Raw genomic sequence first — 14,408 nt, 5'->3', positions numbered from 1 at the left:
TGTTAATGCAATATCCTGCTGAACAGATTGTCAGTTTATTTTCAAAACCCGTTGCTGAAAAGTCTGGCCGTCTTTTGTTTTGACCTGAAGCGTGTACAATCCGTTTTCAACCCCTTCTAATGAGGGGCGATAATCGGAAAACTCTCTTACTCTACGGCCCGTTAAGTCTATCAAATAAGCCGACTCAATCGCAGATTCGGCAGGGAGTTCTATCGTCAACATTCCAACAACGGGGTTAGGATAAGCCTTAAAAAGGCCAAGACCAGTCAATCGGGCAGATACAATGCGACTGTATTCAAATTGCCCATCTAAATCAACTTGTTTTAAACGGTAATAATTAAGTCCTGTTTTCGGAGAAACGTCTACATAAGAATAAATCTGCTTTGTCGTGCTGCTGCCATTGCCAATCACGCGTCCAATCGCTTCAAAGTTTTGCGCATTACTACTTCGTTCAATTTCAAAATGGCTATTGTTTATCTCTTCTCCCGTTTGCCAAGTGAGTTCAATGGCAGCAGACTGTGACTCTGATTTGAAGGAAATAAGGCGCACCGGAAGGCTAGAACTTGTGTAAGTACAGGCACTTACTGCTGGACTCAGGATTTCCGCATTTGTAGTCCAATTAGTGGTTGTGTTAATGGTTGACCCAATAGTGGAAATGTTCCCCATTACACTTCCGTCACTGCAATTAAAGCGTCCATTGTCCTGGTTCCCAACCGCAACTGCGTTGGAACCATTCGTCAACGTTGCGGGTAAAGCGGTTGAATTTGTACTAGCTGCGGTATCATCCCAACCCGTACCCCCGAAATTTATACCAGCGATAAAGGTAGGAGAAGCTAATGTTCCTTTGAAGGCAAATAATTGGTCTCCTGCGGTAGATAATGCATACGTTCCAGAAGAAGTAACGGTTCCAGTGGACGCGGTTGCTCCTCCCGTGATTGTCACCACAGTGCCCCCAGGAACGCCACCTGCTGGTGCGGTCCAAGTCAAAACGCCTTCGCTGGTCCGAAAAGCGGTGCCGTTCCAGCCATTGTCAGTAAAAAGAATTGTCGTTCCTGCGGGAATAGGTACCAACGCCACCCACGAAAAAGAATCTGGATCATCTGATTGAAAAGAAACAAAAGCGATTTCGCCCGCTGAAAAACCCTTCAACCAAGTAAGTACCAAAAATAAACTAAGGTAGATTTTCTTCATAAAATCGGGAATAAAGAGGTTAATAATACACTAAGGAGTGAGTGAGCTTGTACCTGTTAGCGCATCAAATTGACTACCTATTTTAGCAGTCATTTTTTTTACCTGACCTATCATATGAAGCCTCGGAGATGTATAGCTTCTTTTGGGTGATGAGGCGTGTTCTTTTTTAATAAGTAACGTTTGTTTCATCCTTTGTAGGCTTTTAACATCAGACGAAAAATATTTTAGAAGGTCACCCAATTTTATTTACCTAACTTGCTGATTATAAACACATGACAATACAAAAACGTACTTAAGTGTACACCAAAATATGCCAATTAAAATATATGACCTACGAAACTTGATCTCTTGGGAAGGATTTCCCGAATCAAAAAAAACTTGATAGGGATATTATTTTTTCAAAAAACAAACCCTAGCAAAGTCAGGTGTTCATTTATTAAGACATGAATTACCCTGCCAATCTGTCAGCTTTTAAGGTAGTGGCAAAGAAATTGCCGACATTTGTAAAAAATATTGAACAGTAGCGTACACCTATTTATTATGACAACAGACAACGGAAATGACATAACTGCGGACGAAACGACAGCACCTGTAGAGGGCACAGAAGCACCCGTAGAAATCGCTCAGGAAACCGAAACCACGGAAACCGAAAAATTACAGGCTGAGATTACGGAATTGAAAGACAAATACCTGCGTCTATATGCTGATTTTGAAAACTTCCGTCGCCGCACCGCTAAAGAAAAATTGGAATTGATTTCAACCGCTAATGAAGAATTGATGAAGGCGGTCCTGCCCGTCGTAGACGATTTTGAGCGCGCCATGTCTTCTTTCGAAACAACAACTGACATTGTGCCGTTAAAAGAAGGAGTTGGGTTGATTTATACAAAGTTCTCAAAGACATTGGAAAACCGAGGTCTTAAACCGATGGTTTCTAAAGGAGAAACATTCGACGCTGATTTGCACGAATCCATCACTCAGTTCCCCGCCCCAAGCGACGACTTGAAAGGCAAAGTAATTGATGAAGTAGAGAAGGGGTATTTTTTAAATGAAAAAGTAATTAGATACGCTAAAGTGGTCGTAGGAAGTTAATTAGGTTATCCGTTATCTGTTAACCGTTAATCGGAGTAAACTTATTCAGATAACTAATAACAGCGGGGCCGCCCGCGCGGTAACGATTAACACAAAAAAAAATGGCACAAAAAAGAGATTATTACGAAATTCTTGGCGTTAGCAAAACGGCGGCCGATGATGAAATAAAGAAAGCCTACCGTAAGCTAGCGATTAAATATCACCCCGACAAAAACCCCGACGACCCTTCTGCCGAAGAAAAATTTAAGGAAGCAGCCGAGGCATACGGAGTATTGAGCGATGCCGAAAAACGCAAGCGCTACGACCAGTTTGGCCACGCTGGTATGGGTGGCAACGGTGGTTTTGGCGGCGGTCAAGGCTTTGACATTAATGACATATTTTCACAATTCGGCGATATTTTCGGTGATGCATCACCATTTGGCGATATTTTCGGCAATGGTGGCGGTGGCGGCGGACGCCGTGTACGGCGCGGTACCGACCTACGTATCAAGTTGAAGTTGGATTTGCGCGAAGTAGCCGAAGGAGCGGAAAAGAAAATTAAAGTAAAACGCTACGTTGGCTGTAACACCTGCGGTGGCAACGGCTCAAAAAACGGGGCATCCCTCAAAACCTGTACCACCTGTAACGGCAACGGTCAGGTGCGGAAAGTGGTAAGCACGATGCTCGGACAGATGGTTTCGACCAGCACCTGCCCTACCTGTAACGGCGAAGGCAAAATTGTAACCGAGCGTTGCGAAATCTGCGCAGGCGAAGGCCGCGTATTGGAAGAGGATGTAATCAGCATCAAAATTCCTGGTGGCGTAGCCGACGGAATGCAACTCTCCATGAGCGGCAAAGGAAACGTACCGCCCCGGGGCGGCGTGGCCGGTGATTTACTCATTGTGGTAGAAGAGGAAGAAGACGAACAACTGAAACGTGACGGCAACAACCTCGTCTATGACCTGCACCTCAACTTCGTAGATGCGGCCCTCGGCACCACGGCCGAAGTACCCACCCTCGACGGAAAAGCCCGCGTGCCAATTGAAGCGGGAGTACAGGGTGGAAAAATCCTGCGCCTCAAAGGGAAGGGTATCAAAGAACTCAATGGCTACGGTCGCGGCGATCAGTTGATTCACGTCAATATCTGGACGCCCAAGCAACTCAGCGCCGAAGAACGCAGCATCCTCGAAAAACTAAAATCCTCTCCCAACTTCCAACCCAAACCGGGCAAGAACGAGAAAGGATTTTTTGAAAAAATGAAAGATTTCTTTCATTAATCTTTGAATAAATATTAGTCCAATGAGTCGTCCCGAACTTTGACAATCAATAAAAGTCGCCGCAAGCGCATTGGCGATGGGGCTATTCTAAATCTGTAGATCGGTATCGAAGTATTTCGGTACCGATTTTCTGTTCTATGACACCATTGTTTACAAAAAAGAAGAATCTAATTCGACCAATTTTGTATCAAGGAAAGTAGTAAGCCATAGAATAAGGTTGCAATAGCTAATATTTTTAACCTATTTCCCAGAACGGGTGGCTCAACAAGACCAAAGTATGGGAGACTCCATGCCAAATTCGGCCTTGCCAAACGGCTGTCTATCAGTTTATCTAAATTGAATTGGAGCGGTGGTAGTTATTGCCATGACTTGTTCAAAAGAAAATTCGAAGATATTGACATTTGAGCTTCATTAGCGTTTGTTTGTAATACTGTTTTAAACATAAAAAGAGCTTCCCTTTTTTACTTTGAGAGTCACTACAAACTCAAAGTAACAAGGGAAGCTCTTTTTTTATCATCCTGCAATTTTAGGATGATTCATGCTTGTTGGGGAATTCTCCTGTTTTTTAGGCTTCGTCAATAAAACTACTGCCCGAAGGCGTCAAAAATTCGTCGTGTGCCTCGTCGGGTTGGCCGTCATCATTGGTATTTTGAAGGATGGACCATTCTGGAAACTCCTTGGCTTCCTGCGCTACATTTCTTGGAGTTTTTGGTTCATCATACACCTCATTGGCGGCCTCGTTGGGCTGCTCGGCATCCGGCATCCACAAGTCTGATGCGGAATTTCCGATGGATGTACTTGAATTGTTATTTGATGGTGTTTGCATGTCTTTTATCGGTTTTGGAGGAATACATTAGTCCTGTTATGTTAAAACAATCGGACCACCCACATTATGCCTGATTGGGCTATTCCTGTTTTTTGGGTCGGGTAGTTTATTGCCCTTTTTGTAGAAAGTTGGGGCTGGATTTTGCCCTCTTTTAGCTGATTTACCGATTGGTACAAAGTTTTTACCCTATCAAAACATATCAATTATCATCGTTAAAAATTATGAAAAAGTACCTAATAACAGTTGCGCTATTGGTTGGTGGATTGGCGTTCGTGGGTTGTGAAAGCAAGCAGGAAAATGCGCAGGAAGAATTGACCGAGGCACAAAAAGAGGCCAAAGAAGCAAGCGCCGAAGTAACCGAAGATTTGACGGAAGCTAAAGAGGAAGCCACTGCCAAACGCCAAGAAATTGTGGCCGAACTCAAGCAGGAAGAGCGGGAGTTTTTGGTGACGATGGAGGAAAGAAGGATGGAAATCAAAAGCCGTATTGAGAAGTTGGATCGTGACATTGACAAAGCCAATAGCTCCGAAAAGATTCGTTTGCGGGCGCAAAGGGACCGGTTGGATACTCGCCTGAAGGATGTAGACAACGATATTGCCGAACTTAAAGGAGGATTGAAGCGCGATTGGAAAGAATTTAAATCGGATTTCCAGAAAAATATCGACGAACTCAAGCGTGACTTGAAAGATTAATTAGTGCCTTAGAATGTTACTGGTGAGAAAAATCAGAAACGTTCTAAATCTATTTGCCCAAAGAATGCCGTACGTTAAAAAGTAAAGCAATAACGGTTGCGGAAAGACAATAAACGAGTACCCCTTGCTTTTGCCTTTATTAGTTTCAGTACTATTTTTTTAACAAACCAATTGTATGAACATTTTAAAAAACACACCATCATCCCTTGAAAGCAACACAGGTTTGCTCGTAAAGGGTGTGCATCGGCGCTCATTTCTCAAATGGGCTGGAGGAACGGCAGCGGCTACGTCGCTGATTTTGACGGGATGTAAAGAGGACGACCCAGTGATTGTGGCGGGAGAGGTGAATTTTGGTACTGGCGACAACGCGGTGTTGAATTATGCGTATGCATTGGAACAACTGGAAGCGGCTTTTTATCAGCGAGTTATCGAATCTCAATTCTCAGGTATTACTGCCGATGAAAGGTCTTTACTGACCGACATCAGAGACCATGAAATGGCACACCGTGAATTTTTCAAGGCGGCTCTTGGGGTCAATGCCATTGGTGGATTGGAAGTTGATTTTAGTTCTATCGACTTCTCAAAACGTGAAAGTGTGCTGAATGCCGCGAAGACCTTTGAAGATTTGGGAGTGGCGGCCTACAACGGAGCGGGACGTTTCCTGACTTCGCCCGATTTGCTGGCCATTGCTGGGAAAATTGTGTCGGTAGAGGCGCGTCATGCTGCCTATATTCGTGATTTAATCAGTAACGGAACGTTTGCCGACAGCACCGTCATCGACGCCAACGGCTTGGAAATGTCCAAAGAGCCGTCGGCAGTGTTAACGGCGGCTGCGCCATTTATCAAAACAAAAATCAACGCCGGTACATTGGCATAACCAAGGAACATCATGGATTTTTTGAAAATATTAAATATGATTGAGGAGCGTGACCCTGAAATGAGTGACCGCCTCAACAGTCGCCGTAAGGCACTGCGTGACTTTGCCGATTTAGGTAAAAAACTAACCATGGCGGCGGTGCCGCTGGCGATGGGGAGTATGTTTCAGAAGGCTTACGGCCAATCAACCACCAGTGTGGTGGATGTGCTGAACTACGCACTTACCCTCGAATACCTTGAGTATCGTTTTTACGAAAAAGCGCTGGCAAGTGCGGGTTTGATTCCTGCAGGAGCGCCCACTGCGGCCATCACGACCATCATGAACCACGAAAAAGCGCACGTGAATTTTCTGAAAACGGCCATTACTGGAGCAGGTGGAACGCCAGTGGTAGAGCCAAAGTTTGACTTTTCTGGTGGGCAAGGTACTGGTACGGGTCCTTTTGCCACGGCTTTTACCAACTACCAATTGTTTTTGGCCGTTGCCCAATCACTGGAAGATACTGGCGTTCGTGCTTACAAAGGACAGGCCCCCAACTTGGTACAGCAAAATGCCGTCCTAACGGCTGCGCTTAATATTCACTCGGTTGAGGCCCGTCATGCGGCACACATTCGTATGATGCGGAAAGCCAATGGTGCTTCGGTGAAGCCGTGGATAACAGGCAAAGACAGTGGCATTGATAATGCCGTTGTTCAGCCCATTTATAATGGAGAAGAAAATACAACCCAAGCAGGGGTAGACGTCAAAACGCTCGGTAGTTTCTCGGCCAATGCCGTCACCGAGGCATTTGACGAGCCGTTGACCAAAGAGCAAGTACTGGCCGTGGCTACGTTATTTATTGCTTCGTAGTGCGAGTTAACATCAGTTCAAAAAAAGGGAGACTCGCGGGTCTCCCTTTTTTTGTATAAAATTTGCTACCAGTACCTCCTCTATTTTTTTACGGATCTCCAATTTTCCTTTTTTGATAAAATTGCCGAATAATTTAGAGGCAAATTGATGATAATTCGAAATAAAGTAGCTTACTTCTACTTTTAGAACTACAGACTTTGTCAATATCATTAAAAAATGAAATTTTATCTCTTTTTGTTTCTGTTAGTGACATTCAGTACGGTAGCCCAGCGTCTGGATTCCAAACAAATTACGGTCAATGAAGGAACCAATATGGCGATGGCGCTCTCGCCCGACGGCCAAACCATTGCTATTGATTTGCAGGGAACTATTTATACGCTTCCAGCCAAAGGCGGAGTAGCTAAATCGCTCACCGACGGCATGGGCGACGACCGACAACCCTGTTGGAGTCCCGACGGGCAACGCGTTGCTTTTCAGTCTTATCGGGGCGGAACATACCATATTTGGAGTGTAAATAAAGAAGGGAAAGACCTCAAACAACATACATCAGGCCCCTACGATCACCGTGAACCTTTCTGGGGGGGTGATGGAAGTAGTATCGTTTGCTCGTCGGACCGAAAGGGAAATTATGATATTTGGAAAATTGACCTTTCAACGGGTACAGCTACCGCGCTCACAACTCACTTAGAGCACGACTATACCCCTTCTTATTCGCCCGATGGCAATACATTGGCTTTTGCGTCAAGTCGGGCCAATGGCGCCGGAATATATCTGCTTTTGGAAAACGGTACGGAAAAATTACTCGCTCCCGCGGGAAAGGGTACGCCGAGCGTGCCAGCGTGGAGTAAGGATGGGAAATGGATTAGTTATCAGTTATTGACTGGTGCCGAAACTGCTCTGTTGTCGGTCGAAGTGGCAACGGGCAAAATTGTTCCGTTGAGCAAAACGGGGGATGATGTATTTCCTTTTCGGGCGGCGTGGGAGGCCAATGGGAGTATTTTGTATACTACTGACGGAAAAATCAAGCGACGCGGTGCGGAAGACGGTGGTAGCGTAGAAGTGCCGTTTCAGGTGACGATGACGGTCAGTACGCCCGTGTATCAACGGAAAACCTACGATTTTGACGGCCCTTCTTTAAAAACAGTGAAAGGTATTCGTAGCCCAGTCGTATCGCCCGATGGTAAGCAAGTGGCTTTTATTGCGCTCGGTGATGTGTGGCTGCTAACGATTGGCCTTCCTAAACCCGTAAAACTGACCGACGACGTATATTATGAAACGGACTTGGCCTGGTCGCCCGATGGAACAAAACTGCTCTTTTCTGCCGACCGAACAGGTAACATGGATTTGTACACGTTGGAACTTTTGACCCGCAAAATCACTCAATTGACCCAAACCGTCGACGATGAATTTCAGGGTTCGTGGTTGGCCTACGGCAAAAAGATTGCGTTTATGAAACAAGGCCTGCGCAATACACTGGCCGTGGGAACGGTGCTGCAAATCATGGATTTGACCACCAATGTGACCAAAGCGGTCTATAAACCCATGTTTCAGCCGGGGCAGCCTTCGTGGTCGCCGAACGGAAAATATGTATTATTGGCGGCATTGGAAGCGTATTCTTCCAAGTTTCGCGAAGGAGTGAGCAAGTTTTTATTGGTTAACTCCGAAAGCGGACAAGCGGTTAGCTTAGATACGCCCATACCTTACCAAACCACCGCGATGCGCTACCGCAACGGCCCGATTTGGTCGCCAGATGGTACCAAACTGGCCTACGTCAAAGATGCTTTGCTATGGGTCATTGATGTCAACGAAGACGGTCAATTTAAGGGTCAACCCCGCGCCGTCACGTCGGAGTTAGCCGAAGCGCCCACGTGGACTGGGGATTCAAAATCGTTGGTTTACGTGGCCACCGACCACCTTCGAAAAGTAGCCATCGTCGACACTAGCAAGCAGGATATTCCGCTTGATTTGACGTGGACCAACGCCAAACCCAAAGGGACCGTCGTGATTCATGCGGGACGGTTGTTTGACGGAAAAAATGAAAAGTTGCTCACTAACGTAGACTTGGTGGTGGAAGATAGTCGCATCAAAGCGATTCAACCGCACCGCACTAATTACCCCGCCAATTACCGCAAAGTTGATGCCTCTAACCTGACCGTTATGCCCGGATTGTTTGAAACGCATTCTCACCTCGATGCGCAGTTTGGCGAAAAAACGGGGCGGATTTGGTTGGCGTATGGCATTACGACGGTGCGTGAGCCTGGTTCGGACCCGTATGATGCGGTCGAGCAGCGCGAAGCATGGCATAGCGGCAAACGCCCTGGGCCGTTTCACTTTTTGACGGGGGCACTCACCGACGGCGGCCGCATTTATTACAACATGGCCACTGCTATCGGCTCGGAAGCACAGCTTAAACTCGAACTCAACCGCGCCAACCGATTGGGTTACGACCTTATCAAAACCTACGTACGGATGCCCGATGAATGGCAGCAAAAAATCACCGAATATGCCCATCAAAACGGCATGACGGTATCGTCGCACGAGATTTTTCCCGCTGCTCGCTACGGAGTGGATGCGGTGGAGCACCTTGGCGCTACGAGTCGACGGGGGTATTCGCCCAAGCTGACCTCAACGGCCCATAGTTATGAAGATGTGATACAAATCATTAGCCAGTCAAAAATGGTCATTACGCCTACATTGGCGCTTTCGGGTGGGTATTGGAGCACCATCACGAGAGATACGAGTCTGTTTGATACGCCCCAGTTTCGGCAATTGTATCCCGCATATTACCGCGCTGGAATGCTGGAAACAGCCCAACAGATGAAAAATCAACCTTCGGCCATCGTGCTAAATTATGCCAATTCGGGCAAAGTTGCCAAGCGACTACTGGACAGCGGAGCGCGCATCACGAGCGGTACAGATTCGCCCATTATGCCCTACGGAACGAGCTTGCACGTAGAGCTGTGGAGTTATGTAGAAAGCGGGTTTACGCCCTTTCAGGCCTTACAAACGTCGATGATTAATGCCGCAAAAAGCCTCAATGTTGATAAAGATTTGGGCACGTTGGAAGTAGGAAAAATTGCCAATATCAGCATCGTAGAAGGCAATCCACTCCAAAATATTCATGATGCACAGCGCGTACGCTACGTGCTCGTCAATGGCAAAGTCTACCCATTGGAGGAGTTGTTGAAACGGCCTTGAGACGCATTTTTTCACGCAAATCCGCATAGGCGCGAAGAGTAGGTTCTCGGCGACTTTGCGTGAGTAAATCTAGTCTTGGGTCATTTCTAAATCACATTCCATGCGGTACATATCGAAGCCTTCGGCCCAAAAATCTTCCACGATTTCTTTAAGTTCGAGACCGAATTTTTGATAAAAAGGATACACCAGTTGAGATGTTCGGACGGAAATGGTTTTTATCCCTTCTATTTCCTTGATTCGTTCGATTCTGAACTTTGTCAAAGCGCTGCCAATGCCTTTTCCTTGATAGTCAGGATGTACAATATCCCAAGAGATTTTGGCTGTGATGCCGTCGTCGGCGAGATTGATGCCACCGCAACCAACCACCACGCCGTCTATTTCCACCACGTAATAATATTCGACGTGGTGGCCTAAATAATAGACTAAATCTTCCTCTTCGGTGGGCGAAAAGTACTCGGGGGTGTTGAGACGTAAGAGCTGGATAATCTGTTCTTGATCAGCACTTTTGTATTTTCTTATCTCCATTTGGTTGGTATTTAGTCGAGATGCTCTTTTTTGTAATTGCCAATGTGGATTTCACTTTCCTTTATTTTTATGCTTTGCCGGAAATAGTTGATGATACCCACGGTGAGAAGGATAAAAGAACACCCAAAGAAGATGATTTGAATGGACAAAGCACTTTCTATTTTCAACAGACTTTTCATGCTGAGCCCAGCCACCAGAAAATACATGGACGTGCGCAAAAATGACAAAAAGGTGGATTGATTGGCCAAAATTGTGCGTTGGATGGCTAATTTTTCCCGTAAAATCAAGTCCTTGTTTTGGGCGTTGTCCATTTTCTAGTGGTTGTTTTTTTATTTAATAAGCTCTAAATGAACAGCGTTCCCCGAAACTGAAATCTGTTCTGTGTCACCAAAGGTTTTAGGTTGCACTGGTTTGCCGTTCAAAATCCATCGGTTGTATTTGCCTTTGGGTTGGGACAAAACGATTTTCCATTCGGCAGATTTTTGGTTGATTCTAAACGTAGCACTGTCTGTTGCTTGTTTGAACGCCACCGAAATTTCATTTGTTCCGACGGTCACATTTTCAATCTTTCCTTCCGTCAATGCCGTGGGGAGCAGCGGCGAAAGCGTGATTTGTTTTTGGTAGGCGAGGGGCTTGATGCCAAAAAACTGCTTGATGATGGGCTCCCCAAAAGCGTACATGTTCCAGGCTTGGGTCATCATGCCGTAGTCGGGCGAAACCTCATAAATGGAGCCCGGAAATGCGTAACTAAACGACTTTGTCATCTTTTTGAGCAAATTATAGGCCTCATTGGGGCGACCGTAGTTGTTTTCGGATACGGCCTGCACCCCCGTAGGGAGCGTCATGACGGCCCCCGTGTAGGTAAATATTTTTTTGTCAGATACGGCGGCAAAGGAACCTTCGTCGGTGCCAGCTGTTTCGTCGCGGTCGATGCCCGTCACAAACATTCCGAAGGGATTGGTGAATTTTTTGGCGGTTTCCAACGCTGCAAGGGCTTTTTCTTTGTCGGCAATGCCCATTTCCATCGGGGTATTTACGACCCAGTTGTGGTGCATCACAAAGCCCTTTTTCAGGCCTGCTTCGTAAGTCTCAATCTTGGCTTTTGTGTCTTTGAGCTCTTTGACCGCCCAAGGTTTTTTGAGGGTATCGGCGCGCACGATGGCGTCTTGAACCAAGTGTAATGCTTGTTCTTTGGTGCCGATAAAATCAGCATACGAGCCAAATTCCTCCACCCAAAAGTCTTTATTGATTTTTGCTTTGATGAGGTCTGCTTTGCCTTGGTAGCTTTTTGCCAACGCATTCTTTCCCAAAATCGCCGCCATTTGAGCCGCATCGGCAAAGCCTTTTTGGGAGTAAGCCGCTACGTCAATCATTTCGGAATTCATGCCATGAATCTCCATCATTCCAAAGCCATCGGGCAGCGAATTGCCGTCTTTGTCGTTTTCTTTGAGGAGCCAATCCAGCCCTTTTTCAATGCCTGGAAAGTATTTGTTCAGAAATACTCGGTCGCCCGTCCAGCAAAACACATCCCAAATTAGTGACGCAAATTGCGGGGTTTCGTTGACGTTGCCTGGATTAAAAACCGCGCCATTAGTGGATACTTCATGAACGATTCGGCCATTGCCGTTGGTTTTTTCGGAGATTCGATGGATGAGGTCAATCGTGCTGTAAGTCAGCGACTTTTGGCCAGTAGCAATCAACCCTCTGAGGGTGTAGACCATGTCGCCGCCAAACCACCACGGATAATCAGGTAAGCCTGCACTCACACCCCGGCCTTGGCCCGCCACGTCGACAATGAGCCAGTCGGTATTGTATTTGACCCATCGAAACGCAGTTTCAAGTTCTTTGTCGTTGAGCGTAATGCGGGATTTTTGATTGATTTGCTCAAATCTTGCTTTCTTTTTTGAAACCAACGCAAAGGCATTTTCGCGCACTTCTTTAAATGCCTGTATGGCCTCGGCTTCGCTTTTGGAAGACCCCGCAATAATCAACGGAAAGCTAAAAACACCATTAGGGGCGATTTCAAAGGTGTATTGAGTACGGGTTGTCGAGACGTTGGGTTTTGTAGGGTTAGCTTCGGAAGTGGCTGAGGGAGTACCAGTTATTCTAGAACCATACACCGCATACCACGGATTGAGGGCGTCTTTGGCGACCCAGAAATTGTCCGCCGAACGAAAGTTTACCGCATCTTTTCCGTCCACCATTCCGGTGCGCTCACCTAGCCAAACGGGCATTAAGTTGGAAATGGCTTTGATATTTAGCGACACATTGAGTTTTTTGTTGGTCTTGTTTTTGACCAAAAACTCAATGTAGACCGCACTTTTTCCATCGGGCACAAATTGAAGGCGTTCGACGGTTATTTTTTCTGAAAAAGTATTGAAAATATGTTTATTGCCAAACGGGTAATTGACAAACGCATCGGCTTTGGTAAGGGCTATAGTGGCATCATCGACGGTGACGCTTGCTTCAAAACCATCCATGAGTTTGATGGGATGGTGCCAAATGCCACCCATTTCGCCTTTGACGTGCCAGCCCAAATCAGGAAACGTGCCGTTTTGATGCCCTACCATGTAGAGCCGGTCACCAGCGGTGTTGAAAGGACTGTCGAGGTAGTTTGAACGACCCGTAATGCTTTCTGCATTGGCAAAAACGGGAGCAATGCTTTGCGGAATAACCTTTTGCGCAGGAAGGTAAAGGCTGATTCCTGAGGCGAAAAGGAATCCAAGGAAGTATTTATGTTTCATCATAGGTTTGAATAATTATCGCCCCTAAATTAACAGAATTACCGACACGCCACGCCATCTGACTTGGTTTCGTGCATTCACTTAATCTTCGATTGCTTCAATCCCAAGTTGCTTCAGTCGCGCAAGGTGCTCCTTCATGGCATTTAGCTGTTCGGGAGCGTGTCCCTGCCAATCAGTGACCTCACCTGAGACCCGAAGTGGGCTCTTCGTACGGTAAGACTTGGTTGGGTTGCCGGGGTACTTTTTATCCGTCAGATTGGGATCATCTTCTATGGTGCCAGTTGGATCTACGATATAAATTCTACCGGGCGCTTCGCCCAAGGCAAGTTCCGCTCCCCAAATGGCTGCATCCAAGGTGGCGGTTAGATAGACATAAGACGCCTTCTTACCCTTGCCGTAGTTTGAATTGAAGCCAGGTTCAATCAGGTCTCCCTGCTTCAAATTAGCCTTCGTGCCATGATAAAACTTCGGTGAACTCAGGTCTGGCTTGTCCTCACTGCTATTTGTTTGCATTGTTATATTGCGATCAGTCAACCTTTTTGATTAGAATTCCTTTTTCCACACTTTCGTTGATTAAATTTTCTGCATAGCTCCAAATAGATGCAGAACCTTCTTTAATTGCTTTTTTCTTATCGTAAACTTTTTGATAGGGGACATTAAATTCGGCCCAAGTGCCGCCGTTATTTGAGGTGTTTTGTAGCAATGGTTCAAATCGGTCCATTGCTTTTGCAAATTTTGCTTCGTCTGTCACACCTTCTTCGAATTCTTTCCAAATGGCAATAAATTCTTCTGCCTGTTCTGCGGGTAAAAGCCCAAATATTCGTTTTGCGGCAATAAGTTCTTCGTCGGTATTTGTATGGTTTTTTTGAGCGTCGTAAATAAAAGTGTCGCCTGCGTCAATTTCTACGATGTCGTGAATTAAAACCATTTTTACAACTTTAAGCACGTCAATGGGTTTGTCTGAATGTTCGGCCAATACAATTGCCATCATCGCTAAATGCCAACTATGTTCAGCATCATTTTCGTGTCTGTCGCTGTTGAATAGTTTAGTTTTACGTTGAATGTATTTTAACTTGTCTATCTCTTTGATGAAGCTTACCTGTTTTAATAAATTGTCAGCCTGCATTGTTCTATCAATCTTGGGAGAATTTTATTGTTGGTGTA

13 protein-coding genes are annotated in these 14,408 nt (G+C 45.9%); 6 read left to right on the top strand and 7 right to left on the bottom strand.

Annotated elements, in window-relative coordinates:
- Positions 1–30 precede the first annotated feature (30 nt).
- Positions 31–1,191, bottom strand: a complete 1,161-nt coding sequence (locus DR864_RS10180; protein ID WP_114066861.1) for a T9SS type A sorting domain-containing protein — start codon at positions 1,189–1,191, stop codon at positions 31–33.
- Between the two features lie 540 nt (positions 1,192–1,731).
- Here DR864_RS10180 and DR864_RS10175 point away from each other — a divergent pair.
- Both DR864_RS10175 and dnaJ read left to right on the top strand, forming a co-directional pair.
- Positions 1,732–2,280, top strand: coding sequence for a nucleotide exchange factor GrpE (locus DR864_RS10175; protein WP_114066860.1), 549 nt, complete (start codon positions 1,732–1,734; stop codon positions 2,278–2,280).
- Between the two features lie 101 nt (positions 2,281–2,381).
- Complete coding sequence (gene dnaJ, locus DR864_RS10170; protein ID WP_114066859.1) at positions 2,382–3,536, top strand: molecular chaperone DnaJ; 1,155 nt, start codon at positions 2,382–2,384, stop codon at positions 3,534–3,536.
- 565 nt (positions 3,537–4,101) lie between these two features.
- Here the strand turns inward: dnaJ and DR864_RS10165 are convergent.
- Positions 4,102–4,362, bottom strand: a complete 261-nt coding sequence (locus DR864_RS10165) for a hypothetical protein (RefSeq protein WP_162793701.1) — start codon at positions 4,360–4,362, stop codon at positions 4,102–4,104.
- 221 nt (positions 4,363–4,583) lie between these two features.
- Between DR864_RS10165 and DR864_RS10160 the strand changes: the two genes are divergently transcribed.
- The 4 genes from DR864_RS10160 to DR864_RS10140 all read left to right on the top strand — a co-directional run bounded on the left by DR864_RS10160 (position 4,584) and on the right by DR864_RS10140 (position 9,975).
- Entirely contained in the window at positions 4,584–5,054 is a 471-nt protein-coding gene (locus DR864_RS10160; protein ID WP_162793699.1) for a hypothetical protein, read from the top strand.
- 175 nt (positions 5,055–5,229) lie between these two features.
- Positions 5,230–5,931 carry a ferritin-like domain-containing protein gene (locus DR864_RS10155; protein WP_114066856.1) on the top strand — a complete coding sequence of 234 codons (702 nt, stop codon included), beginning with the start codon at positions 5,230–5,232 and terminating at the stop codon, positions 5,929–5,931.
- 12 nt (positions 5,932–5,943) lie between these two features.
- A complete protein-coding gene (locus tag DR864_RS10150; RefSeq protein ID WP_114066855.1) occupies positions 5,944–6,777 on the top strand; it encodes a ferritin-like domain-containing protein in 834 nt (277 codons plus the stop codon).
- 216 nt (positions 6,778–6,993) lie between these two features.
- Positions 6,994–9,975 (top strand): amidohydrolase family protein, encoded by a 2,982-nt coding sequence (locus DR864_RS10140; protein WP_114066853.1) that lies wholly within the window; start codon positions 6,994–6,996, stop codon positions 9,973–9,975.
- Between the two features lie 69 nt (positions 9,976–10,044).
- Here DR864_RS10140 and DR864_RS10135 read toward each other — a convergent pair whose 3' ends face one another.
- The 5 genes from DR864_RS10135 to DR864_RS10115 all read right to left on the bottom strand — a co-directional run bounded on the left by DR864_RS10135 (position 10,045) and on the right by DR864_RS10115 (position 14,370).
- Positions 10,045–10,500: a GNAT family N-acetyltransferase gene (locus tag DR864_RS10135; RefSeq protein WP_114066852.1), complete on the bottom strand. Its 456-nt coding sequence runs from the start codon at positions 10,498–10,500 to the stop codon at positions 10,045–10,047.
- Between the two features lie 11 nt (positions 10,501–10,511).
- Complete coding sequence (locus DR864_RS10130) at positions 10,512–10,811, bottom strand: DUF202 domain-containing protein (protein ID WP_114066851.1); 300 nt, start codon at positions 10,809–10,811, stop codon at positions 10,512–10,514.
- Between the two features lie 18 nt (positions 10,812–10,829).
- The gene (locus tag DR864_RS10125; RefSeq protein ID WP_114066850.1) at positions 10,830–13,247 is read right to left on the bottom strand and encodes an alpha-L-rhamnosidase-related protein; all 2,418 of its coding nucleotides are present in this window, start codon (positions 13,245–13,247) and stop codon (positions 10,830–10,832) included.
- Between the two features lie 78 nt (positions 13,248–13,325).
- Entirely contained in the window at positions 13,326–13,757 is a 432-nt protein-coding gene (gene arr, locus DR864_RS10120) for an NAD(+)--rifampin ADP-ribosyltransferase (RefSeq protein ID WP_114066849.1), read from the bottom strand.
- A 13-nt stretch (positions 13,758–13,770) separates the two neighbouring features.
- Complete coding sequence (locus DR864_RS10115; protein WP_114066848.1) at positions 13,771–14,370, bottom strand: HD domain-containing protein; 600 nt, start codon at positions 14,368–14,370, stop codon at positions 13,771–13,773.
- Positions 14,371–14,408 lie beyond the last annotated feature (38 nt).

The organism is Runella rosea (genome assembly GCF_003325355.1).
In the GTDB taxonomy this organism is placed as follows: domain Bacteria; phylum Bacteroidota; class Bacteroidia; order Cytophagales; family Spirosomataceae; genus Runella; species Runella rosea.
Note: the sequence above shows the minus strand (reverse complement) of the source record. Positions and strands in the feature narration are given on the sequence as shown.

Excerpts from the sequence above, each read along its gene's own strand:
- DR864_RS10180 (WP_114066861.1), bottom strand. The coding sequence starts at position 1,191 with ATGAAGAAAATCTACCTTAGTTTATTTTTGGTACTTACTTGGTTGAAG.
- DR864_RS10175 (WP_114066860.1), top strand. The coding sequence starts at position 1,732 with ATGACAACAGACAACGGAAATGACATAACTGCGGACGAAACGACAGCA.
- dnaJ (WP_114066859.1), top strand. The coding sequence starts at position 2,382 with ATGGCACAAAAAAGAGATTATTACGAAATTCTTGGCGTTAGCAAAACG.
- DR864_RS10165 (WP_162793701.1), bottom strand. The coding sequence starts at position 4,362 with ATGCAAACACCATCAAATAACAATTCAAGTACATCCATCGGAAATTCC.
- DR864_RS10160 (WP_162793699.1), top strand. The coding sequence starts at position 4,584 with ATGAAAAAGTACCTAATAACAGTTGCGCTATTGGTTGGTGGATTGGCG.
- DR864_RS10155 (WP_114066856.1), top strand. The coding sequence starts at position 5,230 with ATGAACATTTTAAAAAACACACCATCATCCCTTGAAAGCAACACAGGT.
- DR864_RS10150 (WP_114066855.1), top strand. The coding sequence starts at position 5,944 with ATGGATTTTTTGAAAATATTAAATATGATTGAGGAGCGTGACCCTGAA.
- DR864_RS10140 (WP_114066853.1), top strand. The coding sequence starts at position 6,994 with ATGAAATTTTATCTCTTTTTGTTTCTGTTAGTGACATTCAGTACGGTA.
- DR864_RS10135 (WP_114066852.1), bottom strand. The coding sequence starts at position 10,500 with ATGGAGATAAGAAAATACAAAAGTGCTGATCAAGAACAGATTATCCAG.
- DR864_RS10130 (WP_114066851.1), bottom strand. The coding sequence starts at position 10,811 with ATGGACAACGCCCAAAACAAGGACTTGATTTTACGGGAAAAATTAGCC.
- DR864_RS10125 (WP_114066850.1), bottom strand. The coding sequence starts at position 13,247 with ATGATGAAACATAAATACTTCCTTGGATTCCTTTTCGCCTCAGGAATC.
- arr (WP_114066849.1), bottom strand. The coding sequence starts at position 13,757 with ATGCAAACAAATAGCAGTGAGGACAAGCCAGACCTGAGTTCACCGAAG.
- DR864_RS10115 (WP_114066848.1), bottom strand. The coding sequence starts at position 14,370 with ATGCAGGCTGACAATTTATTAAAACAGGTAAGCTTCATCAAAGAGATA.